This is a genomic window from Nonomuraea sp. NPDC026600 (genome assembly GCF_040638335.1).
GTDB lineage: Bacteria > Actinomycetota > Actinomycetes > Streptosporangiales > Streptosporangiaceae > Nonomuraea.
Genome location: NZ_JBEZYD010000035.1, coordinates 69,323 through 90,032 on the forward strand (window position 1 = coordinate 69,323; position 20,710 = coordinate 90,032).

The 20,710-nt window shown below is 70.9% G+C and carries 19 protein-coding genes; 8 read left to right on the plus strand and 11 right to left on the minus strand.

Annotated features, from left to right (window positions below; all coding sequences use genetic code 11):
• Positions 1–40: 40 nt before the first annotated feature.
• The 6 genes from AB0F17_RS49930 (at position 41) to AB0F17_RS49955 (ending at position 7,129) form a co-directional block, all read left to right on the plus strand.
• The gene (locus AB0F17_RS49930) at positions 41–2,317 is read left to right on the plus strand and encodes a hypothetical protein (protein WP_358038894.1); all 2,277 of its coding nucleotides are present in this window, start codon (positions 41–43) and stop codon (positions 2,315–2,317) included.
• Positions 2,318–2,391: 74 nt separating this feature from the next.
• The gene (locus AB0F17_RS49935; protein ID WP_358038896.1) at positions 2,392–3,594 is read left to right on the plus strand and encodes a glycosyltransferase; all 1,203 of its coding nucleotides are present in this window, start codon (positions 2,392–2,394) and stop codon (positions 3,592–3,594) included.
• A 5-nt stretch (positions 3,595–3,599) separates the two neighbouring features.
• Positions 3,600–4,295: a class I SAM-dependent methyltransferase gene (locus AB0F17_RS49940; protein WP_358038899.1), complete on the plus strand. Its 696-nt coding sequence runs from the start codon at positions 3,600–3,602 to the stop codon at positions 4,293–4,295.
• 9 nt (positions 4,296–4,304) lie between these two features.
• Complete coding sequence (locus tag AB0F17_RS49945) at positions 4,305–4,967, plus strand: class I SAM-dependent methyltransferase (RefSeq protein WP_358038902.1); 663 nt, start codon at positions 4,305–4,307, stop codon at positions 4,965–4,967.
• A 10-nt stretch (positions 4,968–4,977) separates the two neighbouring features.
• Positions 4,978–5,661 carry a polysaccharide deacetylase family protein gene (locus tag AB0F17_RS49950; RefSeq protein WP_358038905.1) on the plus strand — a complete coding sequence of 228 codons (684 nt, stop codon included), beginning with the start codon at positions 4,978–4,980 and terminating at the stop codon, positions 5,659–5,661.
• A 19-nt stretch (positions 5,662–5,680) separates the two neighbouring features.
• Complete coding sequence (locus tag AB0F17_RS49955; RefSeq protein WP_358038908.1) at positions 5,681–7,129, plus strand: hypothetical protein; 1,449 nt, start codon at positions 5,681–5,683, stop codon at positions 7,127–7,129.
• Here the strand turns inward: AB0F17_RS49955 and AB0F17_RS49960 are convergent.
• From AB0F17_RS49960 to AB0F17_RS49995, 8 genes are all read right to left on the minus strand, one after another.
• Positions 7,126–7,476: a helix-turn-helix domain-containing protein gene (locus AB0F17_RS49960; protein WP_358038911.1), complete on the minus strand. Its 351-nt coding sequence runs from the start codon at positions 7,474–7,476 to the stop codon at positions 7,126–7,128. The genes AB0F17_RS49955 and AB0F17_RS49960 overlap by 4 nt on opposite strands.
• A 97-nt stretch (positions 7,477–7,573) precedes the next feature.
• Positions 7,574–8,671 carry an ABC transporter permease gene (locus AB0F17_RS49965; RefSeq protein WP_358038914.1) on the minus strand — a complete coding sequence of 366 codons (1,098 nt, stop codon included), beginning with the start codon at positions 8,669–8,671 and terminating at the stop codon, positions 7,574–7,576.
• Positions 8,668–8,916 carry a hypothetical protein gene (locus AB0F17_RS49970; protein ID WP_358038917.1) on the minus strand — a complete coding sequence of 83 codons (249 nt, stop codon included), beginning with the start codon at positions 8,914–8,916 and terminating at the stop codon, positions 8,668–8,670. The genes AB0F17_RS49965 and AB0F17_RS49970 overlap by 4 nt, the downstream gene beginning before the upstream one ends.
• A 355-nt stretch (positions 8,917–9,271) precedes the next feature.
• Positions 9,272–9,646 (minus strand): calmodulin, encoded by a 375-nt coding sequence (locus AB0F17_RS49975; RefSeq protein ID WP_358038920.1) that lies wholly within the window; start codon positions 9,644–9,646, stop codon positions 9,272–9,274.
• A gap of 61 nt (positions 9,647–9,707) precedes the next feature.
• On the minus strand, positions 9,708–11,435 hold the full coding sequence (locus AB0F17_RS49980; RefSeq protein ID WP_358038923.1) for an allophanate hydrolase: 1,728 nt from the start codon (positions 11,433–11,435) through the stop codon (positions 9,708–9,710).
• Positions 11,432–14,890, minus strand: a complete 3,459-nt coding sequence (locus tag AB0F17_RS49985) for a 5-oxoprolinase/urea amidolyase family protein (protein WP_358039127.1) — start codon at positions 14,888–14,890, stop codon at positions 11,432–11,434. The genes AB0F17_RS49980 and AB0F17_RS49985 overlap by 4 nt, the downstream gene beginning before the upstream one ends.
• Positions 14,891–14,892: 2 nt before the next feature.
• Positions 14,893–15,483 carry an urea amidolyase associated protein UAAP2 gene (locus AB0F17_RS49990; protein WP_358038926.1) on the minus strand — a complete coding sequence of 197 codons (591 nt, stop codon included), beginning with the start codon at positions 15,481–15,483 and terminating at the stop codon, positions 14,893–14,895.
• Positions 15,483–16,277: an urea amidolyase associated protein UAAP1 gene (locus tag AB0F17_RS49995; RefSeq protein ID WP_358038929.1), complete on the minus strand. Its 795-nt coding sequence runs from the start codon at positions 16,275–16,277 to the stop codon at positions 15,483–15,485. The genes AB0F17_RS49990 and AB0F17_RS49995 overlap by 1 nt, the downstream gene beginning before the upstream one ends.
• 122 nt (positions 16,278–16,399) lie before the next feature.
• Between AB0F17_RS49995 and AB0F17_RS50000 the strand changes: the two genes are divergently transcribed.
• Entirely contained in the window at positions 16,400–17,059 is a 660-nt protein-coding gene (locus tag AB0F17_RS50000) for a helix-turn-helix domain-containing protein (RefSeq protein ID WP_358038932.1), read from the plus strand.
• On the opposite strand, the gene AB0F17_RS50005 is transcribed toward AB0F17_RS50000, so the two are convergent.
• Both AB0F17_RS50005 and AB0F17_RS50010 read right to left on the minus strand, forming a co-directional pair.
• Complete coding sequence (locus tag AB0F17_RS50005) at positions 16,982–18,526, minus strand: amino acid permease (protein WP_358038935.1); 1,545 nt, start codon at positions 18,524–18,526, stop codon at positions 16,982–16,984. The genes AB0F17_RS50000 and AB0F17_RS50005 overlap by 78 nt on opposite strands.
• A 148-nt stretch (positions 18,527–18,674) precedes the next feature.
• Positions 18,675–19,112: an FCD domain-containing protein gene (locus AB0F17_RS50010; protein ID WP_358039130.1), complete on the minus strand. Its 438-nt coding sequence runs from the start codon at positions 19,110–19,112 to the stop codon at positions 18,675–18,677.
• Here AB0F17_RS50010 and AB0F17_RS50015 point away from each other — a divergent pair.
• Positions 19,034–20,233: a tyrosine-type recombinase/integrase gene (locus AB0F17_RS50015; protein ID WP_358038938.1), complete on the plus strand. Its 1,200-nt coding sequence runs from the start codon at positions 19,034–19,036 to the stop codon at positions 20,231–20,233. The genes AB0F17_RS50010 and AB0F17_RS50015 overlap by 79 nt on opposite strands.
• On the opposite strand, the gene AB0F17_RS50020 is transcribed toward AB0F17_RS50015, so the two are convergent.
• Positions 20,185–20,628, minus strand: a complete 444-nt coding sequence (locus tag AB0F17_RS50020) for a hypothetical protein (RefSeq protein WP_358038941.1) — start codon at positions 20,626–20,628, stop codon at positions 20,185–20,187. The genes AB0F17_RS50015 and AB0F17_RS50020 overlap by 49 nt on opposite strands.
• Positions 20,629–20,710 lie beyond the last annotated feature (82 nt).

Consider the following 20,710-nt stretch of genomic DNA (forward strand, 5'->3'; position numbering starts at 1 on the left):
GCCGCCTGGTCGGGCACGGCGGCCAGGGGGACGGGGTGGGATGACGATCACGGCGGTTACGAGCGTGGTCACGTCGCCGGTGTCGGGGCGGCGGCGGCGGTGGTCCGGCTGGGTGCCGGTGGCGCTGGTGGGCCTGGTGGCCGTGCTGGCGCTGGTCTGGAGCGGGGTCTCCGTTCGGGATCTGGCGGCTTTCGGGGCTTATGTCGGTGTGGGAGTGCTGGTTCCCGGGACGCTGCTGTGGCGGGCGCTGGGACGGGCCGGAGGGTCGCTCGCGGAGGAGCTGGCGGCGGGCTTGGCGCTGGGCTACGCGGTCGAGGTGCTGACCTACATCCCGGCGCGCGCGGCGGGGGTGCCGCAACTGGTACTCGCCTGGCCGGTGACGGTGATCGCCCTGTTCACAGCCGTACCACGGCTGCGACGACACTGGCGGCCGGGTGCGTCGGCTCGCGAGCGCAAGCCTTCAGAGAGCGAGCGGACACCCTGGGCGATGGCGGCTCGTGAGCGGATGCCCCTGTGGTGTGCGTGGGCCGTCGCGGCGGTCATCTGCTATCTCGTCGTCTGGAGTGCCCGGTCGTTCTACCTCGGCCACGGCCTGACCTGGCCGGGCAACGCGGCGCCCTACGTCGACATGCACTACCACCTCGCCCTGCTCGGCGAGCTCAAGCACCACATGCCTCCGACGCTGCCGACCGTCCTGGGCGAGCCGCTGACCTACCACTGGTACGTCTACGCCGAGATGGCCGCCACCAGCTGGGTCACCGGGATCGAGCCGCAGACACTGCTGTACCGGCTGTCGATGCTGCCGATGATGGCGGCGATGGTCGTGCTGGTGGCGGTGCTCGCCAGGCGGGTGACCGGGCGGTGGTGGGCGGGTGTGGCGGCGGTCGTGGTGACGTACTTCGCCGTCTGCCCGGAGCTCTACTGGGGAGCGGGCAATCTGTTCACGTCGCGGTCGCTGTTCACGGTGTGGACCAGTCCGACGCAGACGTTCGGCGCGTTGCTCTGTGTCCCTGTGGTGCTGCTGCTCGTCGGCCGTCTGCGCGGGGAGCGGGCCGGGGTCGGCGGGTGGGTGCTGGTCGCGGTGCTGCTGGGCGCGCTGACCGGGGCGAAGGCGACGTTCCTGCCGCTGTTGCTGACTGGGCTGGTGCTCGTCCTGGTCGTCAGGCGGTGGTCTCGGCCCGCTTTCGTGGGAATCGTGATCACGGTGCCGACTCTGGCGTTCGCGCAGTTCGTCGTCTTCGGAGGCCAGCGGCAGGGGTTGGTGCTCGAGCCGTTCGCGAGCATGCGGCGGGTGTGGGGGGCGGTGACGTACCTCGGTGGTGAGCAGCTCGCCGAGGCGCCTGTGTGGCCCATTGCCGGGCTGACGGTGATTCACCTGGCCTGCCTGGCGTGCGTGTGGGCGGGGCTGCTGGGGGTGGTCGCCAGGCGGGCGGTGCGGCTGGATCCGGGGGTGCTGCTGTTGCTCGGGATCGGGGCGGCGGGTGTCGCGGGCGTCGCGCTGCTGGGCCATCCGGCGCTCAGCCAGTACTACTTCCTGGAGGGGGCTCGGCCGTACCTGTCGATCGCGTCCGTGGCCGGGATGGCGGCCCTTGGCCGGGAGCGGGGATTCGCCGCCGCCAAGTGGTGGGCGGCGCTGGGGGCCGGGCTGGTTGTGGGGGGCCAGGTGCTGCTCGGGCCGGACGTGCCGGTCCAGGGGCTGTTCCCTCTCGCACTGCCGTACCTCGTGCTGGGGGTGGTGGCGGCGGTGGTGGCGGCCGCGGTCGCGCTGCGGCGCGGACCCGTGGCGCTCGCGGTGGTCGCGCTGCTCACCGGGTATGCGCTGCCGGCCACCGTGACCAAGGGGATCGGGCCGTCGAGCGGCATCGGACCGGCGAGCGGCGGGGTCCCGCCCACGCGTGTGCTGCCGCCGGGCGGGATGGAGGCCGCGCGATGGCTGCGTGACCACTCGGCGCCGGGCGACGTCGTGGCGACCGACGGGCACTGCCGGCCCATCACCGGGAAGAGGTGCGACAGCCGCCACTTCTGGGTGTCCGCCTACAGCGAGCGCCGGGTGCTGGTGGAGAGCTGGGCGTACGCCCAGAGCACGCTGTCGCGGAGCAAGCCGTTCGGCACCTCGTTCCTGGCCGTGCCGTTCGCGGACCAGGCACGGCTGGCGGCGAACGACGAGGTGTTCCGGCAGCCGTCGGCGGAGAACATCGCGCGGCTCGTACATGAATATGGCGTCAAATGGGCGTTCACGGAGAATGGCACGGCCCTTGACGGGTTCGCGAAACTGCGTTTCCGCAGCGGGCGGTGTTCCGTCTATCAGCTCTGGTAAAAGTCTGCCCTAGCCGAAGAATGGTGCGGAGAAACAGGCCGCGCATCAATGGACGGCCCCAGCACCATTCCCGTATGGACACGCTTTCCGCCATGGAGCTGGGCCAGGCCGTTCTCGACGGACCGGTCACCCTGGCGACTGTGGACATCGTCATTCCAGTGCTCAACGAGCAGCGGGCCCTGCCCGGCTGTATCAGGACGCTCAACGCCTTCCTCGGCGATTCCTTCCCGCTGCCGTGGCGCATCACGATCGTCGACAACGGCAGCATCGACGGCACCTGGCGGGTCGCCAGGGGCCTGTCCCGAGAGTTCCCGCAGGTGTACGCCCGCAGGCTGGAGACCAGGGGCCGAGGTGCGGCGTTGAAGGCCGCCTGGCGCGACAGCCCGGCCGACATCGTCGCGTACATGGACGTCGACCTGTCGACCGGGCTCGGCGCGCTGTTCCCGATGGTGGCCTCGCTGGCCAGCGGCCATTCCGAGGTCGCGATCGGCACCCGGCTCGCGCGCGGCGCCCGCACCCGCCGGTCGCTACGGCGGGAGCTGGTCTCGCGCGGCTACAACGCCCTGCTCCGGTACGGGTTCGGCGCCGGATTCAGCGACGCGCAGTGCGGCTTCAAGGCCGCCAGAACGGACGTGATCAGGCCGCTCATGGACCGCGTCGAGGATGACGGCTGGTTCTTCGACACCGAGCTGCTCCTGCTGGCCGAGCACAACGGCCTGCGCGTCCACGAGGTGCCCGTGGACTGGGTCGAAGACCTGGACTCGCGCGTCCGCATCATCAGGACGGCGGTCGAGGACCTCCGGGGGCTGGCCAGGGTGGCGCGGTCGATGTCCACCGGCAAGGCCGCGCTCAAGGTGGCGAAGGAGACCGAACTCACACCCACGCACCCGGACGCGGTCGTCGCCCGCCCGCCGGCCAGGTTCGCGTCGTTCGCCGTGCTCGGCGTGGCCTCGGCGGTCCTCTACGCGCTGCTCTATCTCTCGTTGCGCGAACTCTGGTCGCCCGCCGCGGCCAACCTCGCCGCGCTGGCGCTCACCGGCTTCGCGAACGCCGAGGCCCGCCGCTGGACGGCCAACGTGCTCGGCGGTCACCGCAGGACCCCGCGCACCCAGGCCGCGCTGGTCTTCTTGACCACCTACGCCATCACCGCCATGGCGCCGCACGGCCTGCCGCCGGGCGATCGCCTGTCCGAGGTGGCCACCGTCGCCGGCACGTACTGCCTGCTCACCCTGCTGCGCTTCGTCGCGCTGGATCGGTGGGTCTTCCCGAAGAAATGAAAGAGATGCGAACACAAGAGATCCGCCGCATGACCGCGCTCGAAGACGGCCACTGGTGGTACCGGGAGCGCCGGGCCGTCCTCCGGGCCGAGTTGCGCCGCCTGCGGCCGGGCCGGGCGCTCGACATCGGCGCGGGCGGTGGTGGCAACACCCAGGTGCTGGTCGAGGAGGGGTGGGACGCGACCGCGGCCGACTGCTCCGGGTTCGCGGTGGAGGTGGCCAGGGATCGGGGGCTCCGGGCCGTACAGGCTGACGCGCGTGACCTGCCGATGGAGTCCGGGAGCGTGGATCTGGTGACCGCCCTCGATGTGCTGGAGCACATCGAGGAGGACTATCTGGCCACCGAGCAGATCGCGAGGGTGCTGCGGCCGGGCGGGCGGGCGCTGATCGCGGTCCCCTGCGACATGTCCCTGTGGTCCGCCCACGACGAGGCCGTCGGCCACGTGCGCCGCTACTGCCGCGATTCGCTGACCGGCGTGGTCGAGAAGGCGGGCCTGCGGGTCGAGCGGCTGTGGAGCTGGAACGTGCTCCTTCGCCCGCTGGTCGCCCGGCACCGGCGCTCGTCCATGGGCAGTGACCTGGAGCGGGTGCCCCCGCTGATCAACGCGGGACTGGCCGCGATCGTCATGCTGGAGAGGCGTCTCCCGGTCCGTTCGCTCAGGGGCGTGACGCTGTTCCTGTGCGCCCGCCGCGAGAGTTAGGAGACCCGCGTGCCGCTCGACCGGAGCGTGCTGCTCGACGACGCGTGGCGGCTGTACGCGGACGCGCCCCGGGCCCTGCGGCTCAAGCAGCGACTGCGGGTGCTGGTCTGCCCGTTCGAGGTGACGCTCGGGTTCGTGCCGGAGGGGGCCAGCGTGCTCGACATCGGGTGCGGCTCGGGACTGACGCTCGGCCTCATGGCGGCGCGCGGGAAGCGCGTCCAGGGTCACGGCTTCGACCCGTGCCCGGTCGCGATCGGCCTGGCCGGGCGGATGGCCGTCCGGCTCCGCGACAGCGGCTCGACGCTCCGCTTCGAGCATCGCGACGCCCGCTCGCCGTGGCCGGACCGTTCCTACGACGTGGTCCACATGCAGGACGTCATCCACCACCTGCCGATCGCGGCGCAGCGGGTCGTGTTCGACCGGGCATGCGCGGCGGTACGGCCCGGCGGCCTGTTCGTCTACAAGGACATGAGCGCGAGGCCCCTGTGGCGCAACGCCGCCTGCCGGATCCACGATCTGCTCATCGCCCGCGAGTGGATCCAACCGGTGCCGATCACCACGATCGAGAACTGGGCCGCGGAGAACCGGCTCGCCCTGGAGGTGTCCCGTACGGCGCACCGCGTCATATATGGGAACGATCTAAGAGTCTTCCGCCGCCGTCTTTGGCCATAGGCTAGCGCTCGTGGTGATTCACGGCTTACTGGCGGCGTCATTGGCGATGACCGCTCTCCCCGCGACCGACGTTCAGGCATCGGCGGAGGTCAATTGCAGCCAGGTCAAATGTCTGGCCCTGACCTTCGACGACGGCCCGAGCGTCTACACGCCGAAGCTGCTCGACCTGCTCAAGAAGGAACGTGTCAAAGCCACCTTCTTCCTGGTGGGCAAGCAGGTGGAGAAATATCCGAGCATCGTCAGGCGGGAAGCCGCCGAGGGCCACGCCATCGGCAACCACACCTATTCACACCCGTCGCTGCCCACGCTGCTCGACAACGAGATCCTCGACGAGATCCACACCACTCAGGAGCTCATCCAGCGGCAGACGGGCAAGCTGCCGACGATGTTCCGGCCACCGTACGGAGCCACCGACGACCGGGTACTGGGCCTGGCGGGCTCGCAGGACATGTCGCAGGTGTTGTGGACGGGTACGACGCTCGACTGGAAGCTGCGTAATGTAGAGAAGATCAAGGCGGCCGTGTTCAGGCTGGCCAAGCGCGACGGCGTGCTCCTCATGCACGACGTGGTGCCGCAGACCGTGCAAGCCATGCCGGCGATCATCAAGGAGCTCAAAAAACACGGCTACCACCTCGTCACGGTGCCGACGCTGCTGCGCGGCAAGGGGATGGAGGCCGGGGTGAGCTACCCCTAAACCGCCTGGATCGGGAGCCATGCAGATCGAAATCGCCAAGCGCCGGCGATGGGTGCCACTTGGGACGTTCGTCGCTCTTCAGGCCGTTCTCGCCTGCTGGTGGGCGGCCTTCTACCCCGGCCTGTTCAGCCGCGATTCGGTCCTCTATCTGAGTCACACCATCGTCGGCCCGTGGGTGGGCGACCACTCGGTCCTCTACGACTCGCTGCTGTGGCTCAGCTTCAGGACCACCGGCGACCTCGGCGCGGTCACGTTCCTGCAGACCACCGCCATGGCGGCCGCGCTCACATACCTGACGGAAGCGCTCAAGGCGCTCGGCGCGCCACGCAAGACGACCACGGTAGTGGCGGTGCTCCTGCCGCTGGTGCCCACGGCCGGGGCGTTCACGGTCACGCTCTGGAAGGACGTGCCGTTCACGATCTGCGCGGTCGCGATCGCGGCCGCCTGCGCGGCGATGGCCGCCGACCGTACCGTCACCAACCGCAGGCTGCTCGGGCTGGGCCTGCTGATGACCACGCTGGGGCTGTTCCGGGCGAACGGCTTCCTCGTGGTGGGCGTCGCCATCGTCGTGCTGCTGGTGATCGTCTCGGTCATGCGGGTACGGCTGGCCCTGGTCGGCACGGTGGCGGCGGCCATCCCGCTGCTGCTCAGCAACCTGGTGTTCCCTCAGCTCGGCATCGCGGCCCCGTCGAAGACGTACGTCTACCACACGGCCTTCGGCGACATCGCCGTCGCCTACCGGGACCATCCCGAGCTGTTCACCGAGCAGGACAAGACGCTCATGTCAGCCGTCGCGCCGCTGACCAGGTGGACCGAGGGCGGCACCTGCTACACGATCAACCCGTTGATCTGGCGGCGTGACTTCAACTGGCCGCAGGCCGACACGCACGCCACCGAACTGCTCGACCTCTGGAAACGCCTGCTCGTCGAACGGCCGGCGATGGTGGTCGACACCAGGCTGTGCCGGGGCGCGATCGCCTGGAAGGTGTCCGGGGACGACACGGCTCCCGGCGGGCGGACCTACCGGTTCTCCCTGCGCCCGAACGCCGACACCTACGTGGGGCCCGGCAAGGTGCCCGACTTCCAGGGCCGGTGGGTCTACTCACTCAGGCCGATGTCGCAGGGCCTCTACCAGGTGGCGAGCTCGTGGCTGGCCACCGCCGAGGAACCCCAGTACGACTGGGTGCTGTGGCGGGGGGCGTTCTGGTGCTACCTGTCCTACCTGGCCGTGGCCGTGGGCGCGCTGGCACTGCGCAACCGCTATGTCATCGCCGTGGCGGCCCCGGTGGCCGGGCAGCAGCTCGCCATCCTGGCCAACATCTCCGCCCAGGACTTCCGCTACATGGCCTCGCCGATCCTCATCAGCGTCCTGCTGGTGCCGCTGCTCGTCGCCTCCGTCGTACGACTCGTCCGCGGCCTGCCCCCGCGGCGACCGGCGCCGGCCGAACGCGAGGAGGCAGCCGTCTAACTCGCGGCCGCGTGGCGGGCGTCGTAGCTCTCGCGGGACTTCGCCACGGACTCGCCATGCCTGACCGACCAGTCGGTGAGCGTCAGCAGCGCCTCGTGGAGCTCCAGCGCCATGGGCGTGGCCATGTACTCGACCTTGGGCGGGACCGTGGCGTAGACCGTGCGCTGGAGCAGACCGTCACGTTCCAGGCTGCGCAGCGTCAGGGTGAGCATCCGACGGCTGCCCTCGACGAGCCGCTCCAACTCGGTGAACCTGATCGGCCCGTCAGACGCCGCCACCAGAATCTGGATCGCCCACTTACCGGCGATGCGGTCGAGGATCTCGCGCGGTGGTACAACGTCCTCCATAGGACCTTGATGGTCACACATCATGACCACTGTGACAAGACACCCTCTATGGGGCTTTTCATCCTGCTTTAGCGCGGATGAAGTGGACGAGTCTGTGTCAGGAGACCAGCGGTCCGTTCCGTGCCTTCCTCGTCGACAGCAGCCCGGCGATCAGGCCGCTCACGGCGCAGACCGCCACGAGTCCCAGGTACTGCGGCAGCGAATAGGCGAACCACAGCTCGCCCGTCACCGCCTTGCCCATGGCGGTCAGTGAGGCGGCGGCAATTCCCGTCCCGAGCAGCGCCCCTGCGCACGTCACGATCAGCGATTCCCAGCACACCGCCCGGGCGAGCTGCCCCGGCTGCGCGCCCGCCGATCGCAGCAGCCGGAACTCCTCCGCCCGCTCCGCCATCGACATGGCCGTCGCGTTCAGCACCGAGATCATGGTGTATGCCACCGCCGACCCCACCAGCGCGGGAGCGACCCACGCCGACGGTCCGATCCGCGTCACGCCTGCCGCCGCGTCAGAGGTCGCCACGGCGAACAGGAAGGTGCACGCGAGCGCCACCGTCAGCATCACCGGAGACGCCACCGCCATCGCCCGGCGCGGCTGCGTGATCAATGACGACCTCGCCAGCATCCCCGTACCCGGGTCGAGCAACGCCACCGGACCCCCGAGCATCCAGCCCATCCCCCGAAGCAGCAGCGGGCCCAGCGCCGATGCCCCCACGCAGAGCGCCATCGTCGCCCCCATCCCGGTCGGAACCGCGGCCGAGGGCTTCACCTGCGGCACCAGCCACAACAACACCACTCCGCCGGCCAGCGCCACCACCCCGGCAACCGCCCGAGGCCACGGCATGAGGCGCTGCTGCGCCGCGCTCGCCAGCACGGCCATCACCAGCGCCTCCGCCCCGACCAGCCGGCGCACCTGCCGCGGCGTCATGCCGACCGACCGCAGCAGGCCCCAGGTCCTGCGCTGCCGCAGCACGTGCAGGCTCAGGGTCCCCGAAACCACGAAGATCGACGTAAATCCCGACATCAGTGCGGACAAGACCAGCAGCCCCATGATCCCATTCAGCTCGTCGTCCGCGCCCGCGGCGACGACCAGCAGGCCGCTGCCGCTCACGAACATCACCGCCATGACCACGGCCACGAACGAGGCGGCGAAGCCCGTCACATTGGTCCGCACGTTGTTCCAGGCGAGCATGAGCGTCATCGACGCCCGCCCAGGCGCATGTTGATCTGGTCGGCCGACGGCCGCTCCAGGACGTCCACGATCTGCCCATCAGTCAGGAACAGCACCGTGTCCGCCCGGGTCGCGGCCTCGGCGTCATGCATGACCATCACCACGGTCTGCCCGAACTCGTCGACCGCCTCCCGCAGCAGCGCCAGCACCTCGTGCCCGGTGCCGCGGTCAAGCGCACCTGTCGGGCACGCGGGGGTGTGCGGGCACGGGCTCACCAGCGGCGGCGAGGAGCCAGACGTCCAGGACGCCGACGAGCCCGCGGAGGCGGTCGGCGAAGCGTTACCGGGCGGTGGGCTGGCCGTGGATAATTCATCGGTCGATCGACACGTGACCTTTTTTTACCATGCTCGTGATAAGCGACCGCGCGTGCTCCGTTTCCGCAGGTGAATGCGCCCCGCCCACCACGACGTGCCCGTCGTGGTGGGCGGGGCCGACTTCGATGACCCGAACAAGAAGCTCATCGGACTCTCCGACGACGACATCTGGCTCGATGGCTATGGGCTGCTCGGTGGCCGCCGGGTCCTGGCCGCGGCAGGCATCGGCCTGGTTGACGGGTGGTGGTGGGCGTGGTCAGGGTGCGGGCAGTTCTCGGACCAGCCGCGACGTCCACGGGCAGAACACGAGTCCGGGCAGGAACGCGCCGCCCGCCTCGTCCAGATGCTCTTCAACGTAGGGGAAGGTGGCGTCGCATACTTCGATGGACACGTCGAAGAAGTCGACCGTGTCGGGGTTGTAGTGGCAGCTCCAGCGGGGGTTGTACGGGGCGGGCCTCTTCAGGATTCTCCCGACGACGTGGGGGTGGTGACGGTCATTGCATTCACGATCCGACACCGTAGGCGCCCGTGCCGTCGTCTCCTCGTCGGCCGGCCGCCAGCGTTCCAGGGCACGGCGGTCGCTCAGCTCCACCACCGGCAGCCTGGCCCCGCCCTTCTTCCCGTACGCCATCCGCCAAGCGTGGCGGAATCAGCCGCGGGTCACCAACCGGGTTACGCCGACGTCGTACCGCTCACCCCGCTGCCAGATAGGCTCGCCAGCCGCCGTGCGCCGTGATGTCGGTCGCACCGGCCAGGCCCTCCGGCGTGCACACAAAGCCGGTCACCGTGCTGCCGTCGGCCAGTTCGACCTGGCCGAGCGCGAGCGGCCGGGGAATCCCGGCGAGCAGGTCGCCCAGGCCGTCGGGTGGTAGTTCCCACACCTCGACCTCGATCGGCGCTCCGCCCTCGGCCGTACGGACCAGGCCCGGCTTGGGCGGGGTGGTCGGCAGGGCGTACAGGCGGTAGGCCGAGGCGGTGGTGGTGGTGGTGACGACGAGGCTGGCGCCGCGTTCGGTCAGCTGGTGATTGAGCGGCTGGCCGCTGAGGTGAGCGCCCACGACGGCCAGGCGCAGCGGCAGGCTGAGCGTTTCGGCGACCGCCGCCAGGTGGTCGTCGGCGTGTGCACGGCCCAGCAGCATCACGCCGAACGGTCGCCCGCCGACCGTGCCGGCCGGTACGGCCAGGGCGGACATGCCGAACAGGTTGGTGGAGTTGGTGAAGCGGCCGAGTCGGGAGTTGGCGGCCAAAGGCTCGGCCGCCACCTCGGCGAGCGTCGGATGGCCGGGGGCCGTGGGCAGCAGGAGGGCGTCCGCTTCCCCGAGATTCGCCATGGCCTGGGCTCGCAGGCCCGCGAGGGTTTCCCGGTCGGCGAACAGGCGGTGCGCGGGGAGCGCGGCGGCGGACATGATGATCCCCGCGACGGTGGGGTCCAGGTCGGGACCGCCCTTGGCGACGAACTCGCCGACCGCGTGGTAGCGCTCGGCGACGAAGGCGCCCTGGTAGAGCAGGTCGGCGGCCCGCAGGAAGGGAGCGGGATCGATCGGGAGCAGTTCCACGTCGCGGAACGAGCGGGCGGCGCGCTCGAAGGCCGTCGCCCAGCCGGGGTCGAGCTCGCCGAGCGCGTCCACCGCCGGCACGGCCACCCGCCAGGGCCCCGGCCGTCTGGGCGGCCCGGCCACCTCACCGGCCGACCCCACGGCCGACCCCAAGACCGACCCCACGGCCGCCTCTCCAGCCGACCCCGCCGCCGGTCGGCCGGGCGACGCCGTCACCGGCGCGGCGGCCATGACGGCGAAGGCGCGGCGGGCCTCGGGCAGGGAGCGGGCGAAGACGGTGACGCAGTCGAGGCTTTCGCAGGCGGGCACGACGCCCTCGGTGGGGATGAGGCCGTAGGTCGGCTTCAGTCCCACGATCCCGTTGAAGGCCGCCGGGACCCGCCCGGACCCCGCGGTGTCGGTGCCGAGCGCGAAGTCCACGATCCCGAGCGCGACCGCGACCGCGCTCCCGGAGCTGGATCCGCCCGAGACATAGGAGGGGTCAAGGGCATTGCGGACCGCCCCATAAGGGCTGCGCGTCCCGACCAGCCCGGTGGCGAACTGGTCGAGGTTGGTCGTGCCGAGCAGTACCGAGCCCGCCGCGCGCAGCCGGGCCACCACCTCGGCGTCCCGCTCGGGCGGGTAGGCGTAGGAGGGACAGCCCGCCGTGGTGGGCAGGCCCGCGACGTCGATGTTGCCCTTGACCGCGAAGAGCGTCCCGGCCAGCGGCAGGGCAGGATCGATCGCGGCGGCCTCCGCCTCGGTCTCCTCCTGCGGGCGCAGAGCGATCCATACCTCGGGCCGGTCCACCTCGGCGATGCGGGCATAGGCCTGCTGTACCCTGTCGACCGCGGCCGCCGCGCCGCATCCATCCTGCGTGGTCACGCCCGCTCTCCTCTCATCACGACCAGCGCGGTCCCGGCATCGACCTGGTCGCCGGGTTTGACCAGGACCCGCTCCACCACCCCGGTCACCGGGGCCACCACCACCGACTCCATCTTCATCGCCTCCAGCACGACCAGCTTGTCTCCCGCCTCGACCCGTTCGCCGACCGTGACGGCCACCTGCCAGACACCGGCCGCGAACTCGGCCACCACCCCGCCCGCGAGAACCTCCGCCGAGGCGGGTGGTGCGTCGGCGGGCTCGGAGTCCCGGGCGAACTCGCCGGCGGCCTCCCAGGCGGCACGCTCGGTGGCGAAGGCCGCGGCCTGCTGTTCCCGGAAGGCGGCGATGGACGGCGAGTGGGCGTCCAGGAAGTGGCGATAGTCGGCCAGCGAGAACGAGCCGTCCTCGATCTTCAGCTCCAGCCGCCCGGCCGCCATGTCCGCCCGCAGGTCGAGCAGTTCCTGCGCGCCGACCGGGTACCAGCGGATGCGGTCGAAGAAGCGCAGCAGCCAGGGCGTGCCCTGCCCGTAGGTCGACCAGACCTGGACCGTGCGGCCGACGAACTGGTAGCCGCCGGGCCCCTCCATGCCGTAGACGCACAGGTAGGCGCCGCCGATGCCGACGGAGTTCTCCGCGGTCCAGGTCCTGGCCGGGTTGTACTTGGTGGTGACCAGCCGGTGCCGAGGGTCGAGCGGGGTGGCCACCGGCGCGCCCAAGTAGACGTCGCCGAGTCCGAGCACGAGGTATTCGGCGTCGAAGACGGTGTCGTAGACGTCCTGCACACTGTCGAGCCCGTTGATCCGGCGGATGAACTCGATGTTCCACGGGCACCAGGGAGCGTTGTCCCGTACACCCGCCATGTAGCGTTCGATCGCCTCGCGTGTCGCCGGGTCGTCCCACGACAGCGGCAGGTGCACCGTACGCGAGGGGACCACCATCTCCTCGACGGGTGGCAGCCCGGCTTCGAGCTCCATCAGTACGTCCAGCAGCCGCTCCTGCGCCAGTACGGTCGGATCGAGGTGGACCTGGAGCGAGCGGATGCCGGGGGTGATGTCCACGATGCCGGTCAGCCGGGTCGCCGCCACCGCCTCGGCGAGGGCGTGCACCCGCATGCGCAGGGCCAGGTCGAGCTCCATGGGGCCGAACTCGACGAGGAGGTTGTCGTCGCCGCTCCGCCGGTAGCTGACGTCACCCCGGCGGGCCAGCACTCCTCCGTCGCCGGGCCGGCCGACCGCTGAGGGCAGGCGGACGAAGCGCAGCGTGTCACCCGGCCGCAGCTGGCCGAGTTTCCATCGCTCGCCCGTCACGACGGTGGCGGGGCAGACGAAGCCGCCCAGCGAGGGCCCGTCGGGTCCGAGGATGACCGGCATGTCGCCGGTGAAGTCGATCGCCCCGACGGAGTAGGGGGTGTCGTGGATGTTCGACGGGTGCAGTCCCGCCTCGCCGCCGTCGGGCCGGGCCCAGCGCGGTTTGGGGCCGATGAGCCGGACGCCGGTACGTGCCGAGTTGTGGTGCACCTTCCATGTGGTGGCGTAGAGGTCGGCGATGTCGTCGTCGGTGAAGAACTCGGGCGCGGCGTGCGGCCCCTCCACGACGCCGATCTCCCAGGTGCCCGGCTGCCAGGCTCCGGTGGTTCCGGTGAGCCCCCGGCGGACCGTACCGCCGCGCAGCACGTCGCCCGCGCGCAGCGCCCGCCCGCCGTGACCGCCGAAGTTGCCGAGCGTGAAGGTGGCGGCGCTGCCCAGGTAGGCGGGCACGTCCAGGCCTCCGGCGACCAGCAGGTAGGTGCGCATGCCGGTCGGCGGGGCGCCGATGTCGAGCGTGGCGCCCGCCGCGACGGTCACCGTCTCCCACATCGGGATGGGCGTGCCGTCGAGGGTGACGGGAGCGGGCGCGCCGGTCACGCAGAGCGTGGTGGCGTGGGTGAAGCGCAGCGCCGGACCCTGCAGAGTGCACTCCAGCCCCGGTGCGCCCGGCTCGTTGCCGAGCGCCTGGTTGCCCAGGCGGAAGGAGCGGTCGTCCATCGGGCCCGACGGCGGCACGCCCACCTGCCAGTAGCCGGTGCGGCCCGGCCAGTCCTGGACCGTGGTCAGCACGCCGGGCCGGATGACCTCGATGCGCCGCGAGTCGTCGCCGATCCCGGCGAGGGTGGCGGTGTGGTGCGTGGCCGCCAGTACGGCGGGGTCCTCGACGACCGCCCGCAGCAGGGCGAGGTTGGTCTCGACGCCGTCGATCCGGGTGCCCGCGAGGGCCGTGCCCAGCCTGGCCAGCGCCGTCTCGCGGTCGGGCCCGTACGCGATCACCTTGGCCAGCATGGGGTCGTAGGAGGTGGTGACCACGGTCCCGGTCTCGATCCAGGTGTCCACGCGGACGTCGGCGGGGAAGTCCACCCGGGTGAGCAGCCCGGCGCTCGGCCGGTGGTCCTTGCTCGGATTCTCCGCGTAGACGCGCGCCTCGACCGCGTGGCCGCGCGGCCGCGGCACTCCCGCCTCCAGCGGCGAGCCGTCCCCCTGCGCCAGCCGCAGCATCCATTCGACCAGGTCGACGCCGTAGCGTGCCTCGGTCACCGGGTGCTCGACCTGCAGGCGGGTGTTGACCTCCAGGAAGTACGGCAGGCGCCGCACGGGGTCGTAGATGAACTCGACCGTCCCGGCCGATCGGTAGCCGATGGACTCGCACAGTCGAACCGCGCTGTCGGCCAGCAGGTCGCGTACCGAGTCGGGCAGGCCGGGGGCGGGCGCCTCCTCCAGCACCTTCTGGTTGCGGCGCTGCAGCGAGCAGTCCCGGTCGCCGAGGGCCACGACGCGCCCCCGGCCGTCGCCGAACACCTGCACCTCGACGTGGCGGGCACCTTCGACGAGCCGCTCCAGGAACACTCCGGCAGTGGCGAAGTTGGCCGCGGCCACGTGCTGCACGCTCTCCCACGCCTCGGCCAGCTCGGCCGCGTCGCGGCAGGCCCGCATCCCGATCCCGCCGCCGCCTCCGGTGGCTTTGAGCATCACCGGGTAGCCGATCCGCTCGGCGGCGCTGCGCGCGTCCGCCAGGTCGGCGAGGAGTTCGGTGCCGGGCAGCAGCGGGACGCCCGCCGCGTGGGCCGCGGCGCGGGCGGTGTGCTTGGCGCCGAACAGCTCCAGCTGCTCCGGGGTGGGGCCGACGAACGCCATGCCGGCCGCCTCGACCCGGCGCGCGAAGGCGGCGTCCTCCGACAGGAAGCCGTAGCCGGGGTGGAGCGCGTCGGCGCCGGAGGCGATCGCGGCCTCCAGCACCCGGTCGGCGTCGAGGTAGCTGTCCTTGGCTGGCGCGGGGCCGAGCCGTACGGCATGGTCGGCCAGCCGGACGTGCGCGGCGCCGCGGTCGGGGTCGGAGTAGACCGCGACGGTCCGCAGGCCCATCCGGCGGGCGGTGCGGATGATCCTGACGGCGATCTCGCCCCGGTTGGCGACCAGAAGGGTCATGCTCACTGGATCGTGATCCTCACCGGGGTCGGGTCGAAGCCGTTGCACGGGTTGTTGACCTGCGGGCAGTTGGAGATGAGCACCAGGACGTCGGTCTCGGCGCGCAGCGTCACCCGCAGGCCGGGGGCGGAGATGCCGTCCACGATGCCGAGGACGCCGTCGGCCTCCACCGGGACGTTCATGAACCAGTTGATGTTGCTGACCAGGTCGCGTTTGCCCAGGCCGTGCCGCAGGCCCTCGGCCAGGAAGTTCTCCACACAGGCGTGCTGGGACCAGGTGTGCTGGCCGTAGCGGAGGGTGTTGGACTCCTTGGAGCAGGCGCCGCCGAGCGTGTCGTGCCGGCCGCAGGTGTCCTCGACGACGGTCAGCAACGGTGTGTGCTCGTTGGACAGCAGCACGGTGCCGGTGGTCAGGAAGACGCCGCCCTGGGCGTGGACGGTGTCCTGGGCGCTGTAGCGCACGGCGGTGTCGTGGGCGTCGTAGATCAGGCAGTCGACGGCCTGATTGCCGCCGAGGTCGGTGATGGTGAGGTGCCGGCCGGCCCGGACCACCGAGGACCAGGGAGCCCGGGCGGGAACGGTCACGTCGGTCATCACATGCCCCTGGCGGTGAGGTGGTCGGCGGTGTTCTCGAAAGCGCGGCGGCCTTCAGGAGTGGCTGCCCAGAGCGGGTCACCGGGCGCGGTCGGCCTGCCGGGCGAAGCGGCGACCTCCAGCGGGCCACAGTGGTAGCCGGGACGAGGGTCGATCGGGTGGGCGGCGTTGGCGACGAGGACGGTCACCGGCATCTCCAGGCGGAGCGTGATGCTCGCGCCGGGGCCCGCCGAGCCGGTGAACTCCAGGCGTCCCGACTCGGGATCGACGCGGACGCCCTGGAAGAAGGAGATGGAGGGCGGCAGGTCGCGCGGGCTCAGCCCGTGCTTGGCCGCGGCCAGCTTGAACAGCTCCCGCCCGGCGGGCGAGCTGCTCTGCGGGGCGCCGTCGCCGTAGCGTTCGGTGTTGCGACGCAGCGTGGAGACGCCGCACAGGGTGTCGGCGGGCGCGGTCGACTCCAGCACCGAGGCCAGCACCCGGCCCTGGTCGGACAGCAGCAGGTGCCCCGCGCCGGGGTAGGCGTTCCACAGGACCTTGATGGTGTCGGCGATGTTTAGCCGTTCCCAGGGCCGGTCGGTCACGTAGAGCAGCAGGTGGGCGCATGCGTCGCCGGTCGCGTCGGTCAGCGTCAGCTCCGTGCCACGGGCCAGGGCGCGGTGCGTGTAGTTGCCGCCCGCGACCGTCTCCGACCAGGTCAGGCCTGCTGGGGCCGGTACGCGTGGCATGGCCGGGACCACCGTGCCCTCCTGGGCACGGGCGTGCTCACGCGCGCCGTACGTGGTGGCTGTCGCCATCGGGCTCCTCCTTTATTTTCTGTCGCTTGACAGAAATTAAGATCGTGACGTTTCGCCCGCGAATCGCGGCTGTTTCATTTCTGTGAAACGGAGGGGTCCGCGGCCTGTGGAAGGATCGGTACGTGACCAGACGAGGGGTAGGACGTCCACGGGCCGTCGCGCGGCCCGAGACCGGCCTGTCCTCGCGCGAGGAGCTCCTGGCGGCGGCGGCGGAGCTGTTCACGTCCAACGGCTACAGCGCCACCACCACCCGGGAGGTGGCCGAGCGCGCCGGGGTCCGGCAGGCGACTCTCTACCACTACTTCAAGGGCAAGGAAGAGCTGCTCGCCGAGTTGCTGGAGAGCACGGTGCGGCCGTCGCTGGAGGCCGCGCGCCTGCTCGCCGCCTCCGACGCGCCCGCGGGGGCGCGGCTGTGGGCGCTGGCGCACCGCGACGCGGCGCTGCTCTGCTCCGGCGAGCACAATCTGGGCGCCCTGTACCTGCTGCCCGAAGCCGACCGGTTCCTCGACTTCCAGGAGTTGCGGACCGCGCTCAAGCAGGCCTACGCCGGACTGCTCGCGCCGATCACCGCCGAGCTGCCGCAGAACGAGCGTGACATGCGCGCGGACCTGGTCTACTCCGTGGTGGAGAGCGTCATCCTGATCCGCAGGAACGCCTCCGCCCTCGCGGTCGAGGCGATGGCGGAGGCGGTGGCCGACGCCGCGTTACGTGTTGGCGGCGTCGGTGAGGGCGACCTCGCCCACCTGCGGGAGCTGGGCCGCGCGCTGCTTGGCGGTGGCTGAGCGCCGATACAGCAGGCCCGCCCCTACCGCCACGACCAGGAACAGCGTCGTGAACCACTGGAAATACCACTCACCGCTGGCAGGGGCATACACCTCGGCCCGCGGCCAGGCCAGGTTGACCGCCATGCCGACGCCGTAGACCACGGCCAGCACGTTGACCGGCAGGCCCCAGCGGCCCAGGGAGAACAGCGGCTTGCCGTTCTCGTCCACCCCCTCCGGGGCGCCGCCCCGCCACGACCCGCGCAGCCGCTGCCACAGCAGCGGCCCGGTCACCATCGCGTAGGCGATGTACAGGGCCACGATGCAGGTGGTGCCGATCGCGAGGAAGGCGTCGGGCGAGACGAAGTTGATCGCCGTGACGAGGGCCGCCAGGACGCCGGTGACCAGGGCGGGGCCGGTCGGCATGCCGCTGCGGGGCGAGACCCGCCCCAGCCGCGCGGCGAAGGGCACCACGCCGTCGCGGGCCATAGAGAAGAGCATGCGGGTCGCGGAGGTCTGGATCGCCAGCGTCGCCACGCAGATCGCCACGACGACGTCGGCCAGCAGCAGTTTGCCCACGCCGTCGCCGAGGGTACTGGTCAGCACGTAGGACAGGCCCTCGGTGGCCAGGTGGCCGTCGGTGAGGCTCGGCGCGGCCAGCAGCGCGGCGAAGACGATCAGGCAGGCGAGCAGCCCGGCCGCGCCGAGCGCGGTGATGATCGTGCGCGGCGCGACGGTGGACGCCTTACGGGTCTCCTCGCTCAGCTCGCCCGCGCTGTCGAAGCCGATGAACACATAGGACGCGGCGAAGGCGGCCACCAGCAGCGCGGCGAAGGCGCCGCCGGGCAGGCCCGTCTCGAAGGTGATGGTGGGCGAGCGGTCGGCATGGGTGAGCAGCAGGACGACGATGAGGACGGCGCCGATGATCTCGGCGGTGACCCCGACGACGTTGACCCGGGCCATGATCTTGTTGTCGAGCAGGTTGACCGCGGTGGTGACGGCGAGCAGGAGCAGGCCGAACAGCGCGGCGTTGGCCGCGCCGTCCGCCGACACCGGCGAGGGGTCGGTGCCGATCAGCTGGAAGCCCGGCCAGATGGCCGGGAGCACGACCTGCAGGGCCAGCGCCGCGGCGGCGATCACCACGACCTGGCCGAGCACCATGATCCAGCCGGCGAACCAGCCGAACGTGGGACTACCCATGCGGCTGGACCACTGGTAGATGGCCCCCGAGATCGGGTAGCGCGCGGCCAGTTCCGCGAAGCAGAGCGCGACCATGAGCTGGCCGGCCAGCACCAGCGGCCAGGTCCAGAAGAACGCCGGGCCGCCGAAGGAGAAGCCGAGGCCGAAGAACTGGAAGACCGTGGTGAGGACCGAGATGAAGGAGAAACCGGCCGCGAACGAGGCGTAGCGGCCCATGCTGCGGTGCAGTTCCTGCCGGTAGCCGAACTTTTCGAGGACGCTCTCGTCGGCGGAAGGTGAAGACGCCATGGGCACTCCCGAGGGGGCAATTTCTGTCGATTGACAGATAATTAGTCTCGGTCTGTTGCCTCCACGTGTCCCGGCAGTTCCCCAGCGGTAACGCTGCGCTCACATCAGCAGGTGCGCGGCTGGTCAGCGGCGCGTGTCGCACGCGGGGTCAAGCTTTGTAGGCGCTCGTCAGGTGTGACCGCGACGCCTCGAGGTGGGCGGTCATGGCGCTCGCCGCCGCCTCGGGATCGTTGCGGCAGATGGCGTCGAGCACCGCGCGGTGCTCGTCGGCGGCGTGACTGGCGATCCCGTGGCGGAAATAGAGGCGGTAGCCATGGGTGTGCGCGCGGAACCTGCGCAGTGTGTCGGCGATGAGCGGGCTGCGGCTGGCCTCGGCGATCGCGTTGTGAAACAGGGCGTCCAGTTCCGCGAAGCCGCGATACGCCTCGTAGGTGTCGCCGAGCAGCGGTGGCATCATCTGCTCCAGCAACGCTCGCATGGCGGTCACCTCGGCGGCTGTGGCGTACTGTGCGGCACGCGCGGCGGCGGACGGTTCGAGGAGCAGGCGGACGTCGTACAGGTCGTCAAGGGCGGCCCGGTCGAGCAGGGGGGACGCGCCTCCCCAAGGGGAAGCACCTGCCCGTCGAGCGCGTCGGCGCGCTGTTCGCCGCCTGTGACGCCGACCTTGACCCCGACCCGGATGAGGTCGAGGGCGAGGCGCGCCGTGAGCGGCTACGTCGCACGGCGCTGCGGGACGAGGCCCTGCTGGCAGCCCTGTACTCGACCGGCGCTCGCCGCTCCGAGCTGGGCGGGGCGTCGCTCGCCGACTACGACCCGGCCGACCGGTCCCTGCACGTCCGGCACGACAAGCGGAACAAGGAACGGCTCGTCTACCTCAAGTCCAGCGCGATCGCCAGGATCGAGGCATGGCTGACCGTGCGCGGCAGCGATCCGGGCGGGCACCGCAGCGCACATGAGCGGCCAGACGGTCGGGGACGTGATCGCCAATCGCGCCGAGCAGGCCGGGCTCGCCAAGGCGCCCGACGCGCACGACTCCGGCGCACGTTCACCGGCGCGTTGCTCGGCGCCGGGGTAGACCTGGCCACCGCGCAAGCCCTGCTGGGGCATGCTTCTCCGGCCACTACGGCGCGGTATGACCCGGAGCGGGCCCGTCGCGCGGCCGCGTTGCCGGCGGCCGCGCTGGAACCGATGTTCGGCCCCGGCCGGACGAACCTGCACGGCCCGCTCGCGGTCGTCCGCCCCCGCATGAGCGACGTCGCCTATCGAGCCGCCACCAAGGTCCTTTACCAGCGGCTCGACGTGATGGTGAACCCGCCCCTGGTCAGCGAGATGGTCGCGGCGGTACTCGCCGCCCACGACATCGTCATCACCCACACGGAGCCGAACCTTCACCGCCAGATGTGGGAGGACACCCGCTTCCGTGAGGAGATCGAGCGGCGCATGCGGGAGCATCTGCTCGGCAAGGTGGTCGAGGAAGGGTGCGTGCCGGTGACGCTGCCCACGGCGGCGTACCGCTACTTCGCCGAACCGACGTTCTTCATGCCGTCGCTCGACATGCAGCGGCGGCCCGTACTGCCGGAGTTGGTGGAGCTGGGGGCGCCGTGGGAGATCATCGAGGTCGAGCTGTCGGTGTCCGTGCGTCGCGTCGAGGAGGGTAGTCAGCCCGGGGAGTCACAAATCTCCAGCTCAGCCACTACTGGCCGATGATTTGAGTTCGGCTGATCTTCCCGAACAATGTGGAGGCCCTTGAGCGCGTCATCGGGCAGGTTGGTGTGAAAACGATCACAGCGGTACGCCAACCCGCTGCGATGCCCCACAGTCGGCTCCGTGTTCCCGAGGAAGGCACCCATGTCCCGCAGGCCCGCCTCCTCCAACTCGATCGCCGGGCGCTTGTCCTGCTTCTTCCGCTCCTTCAACGGCGGCGTACTGCCGGGAAGTGGGGGCGTGTCGGTTATGGAGAAGGCGTTCAAGTCTCCACACAGGATCGCGGGCCGTCCGTGCTGCGCGAGGAGGCTGCACGCCTCCGCTTCCATGCGCCGCTTGAGCGGGCTGGATGGGGCGAGGTGGACGTTGGCTAACTCCGCCGCCTCGGGCTTCGTCATTGCCTGGTTGCTTCACCTGGAAGCCCCCGCACATACGCTTCCACATCGCCTTGATTCAACGAACTACCGCTAACTATCTCTG

What these genes read in the sequence shown, in the direction of transcription:
- AB0F17_RS49975 (WP_358038920.1), bottom strand. Translation starts at nt 9,646, where the DNA reads ATGGCGTACGGGAAGAAGGGCGGGGCCAGGCTGCCGGTGGTGGAGCTG.
- AB0F17_RS49985 (WP_358039127.1), bottom strand. Translation starts at nt 14,890, where the DNA reads ATGACCCTTCTGGTCGCCAACCGGGGCGAGATCGCCGTCAGGATCATC.
- AB0F17_RS50005 (WP_358038935.1), bottom strand. Translation starts at nt 18,526, where the DNA reads ATGGCGTCTTCACCTTCCGCCGACGAGAGCGTCCTCGAAAAGTTCGGC.
- AB0F17_RS49960 (WP_358038911.1), bottom strand. Translation starts at nt 7,476, where the DNA reads ATGGAGGACGTTGTACCACCGCGCGAGATCCTCGACCGCATCGCCGGT.
- AB0F17_RS49955 (WP_358038908.1), top strand. Translation starts at nt 5,681, where the DNA reads ATGCAGATCGAAATCGCCAAGCGCCGGCGATGGGTGCCACTTGGGACG.
- AB0F17_RS49995 (WP_358038929.1), bottom strand. Translation starts at nt 16,277, where the DNA reads ATGGCGACAGCCACCACGTACGGCGCGCGTGAGCACGCCCGTGCCCAG.
- AB0F17_RS49935 (WP_358038896.1), top strand. Translation starts at nt 2,392, where the DNA reads ATGGACACGCTTTCCGCCATGGAGCTGGGCCAGGCCGTTCTCGACGGA.
- AB0F17_RS50020 (WP_358038941.1), bottom strand. Translation starts at nt 20,628, where the DNA reads ATGACGAAGCCCGAGGCGGCGGAGTTAGCCAACGTCCACCTCGCCCCA.
- AB0F17_RS49930 (WP_358038894.1), top strand. Translation starts at nt 41, where the DNA reads ATGACGATCACGGCGGTTACGAGCGTGGTCACGTCGCCGGTGTCGGGG.
- AB0F17_RS49990 (WP_358038926.1), bottom strand. Translation starts at nt 15,483, where the DNA reads ATGACCGACGTGACCGTTCCCGCCCGGGCTCCCTGGTCCTCGGTGGTC.
- AB0F17_RS49940 (WP_358038899.1), top strand. Translation starts at nt 3,600, where the DNA reads ATGCGAACACAAGAGATCCGCCGCATGACCGCGCTCGAAGACGGCCAC.
- AB0F17_RS49965 (WP_358038914.1), bottom strand. Translation starts at nt 8,671, where the DNA reads ATGACGCTCATGCTCGCCTGGAACAACGTGCGGACCAATGTGACGGGC.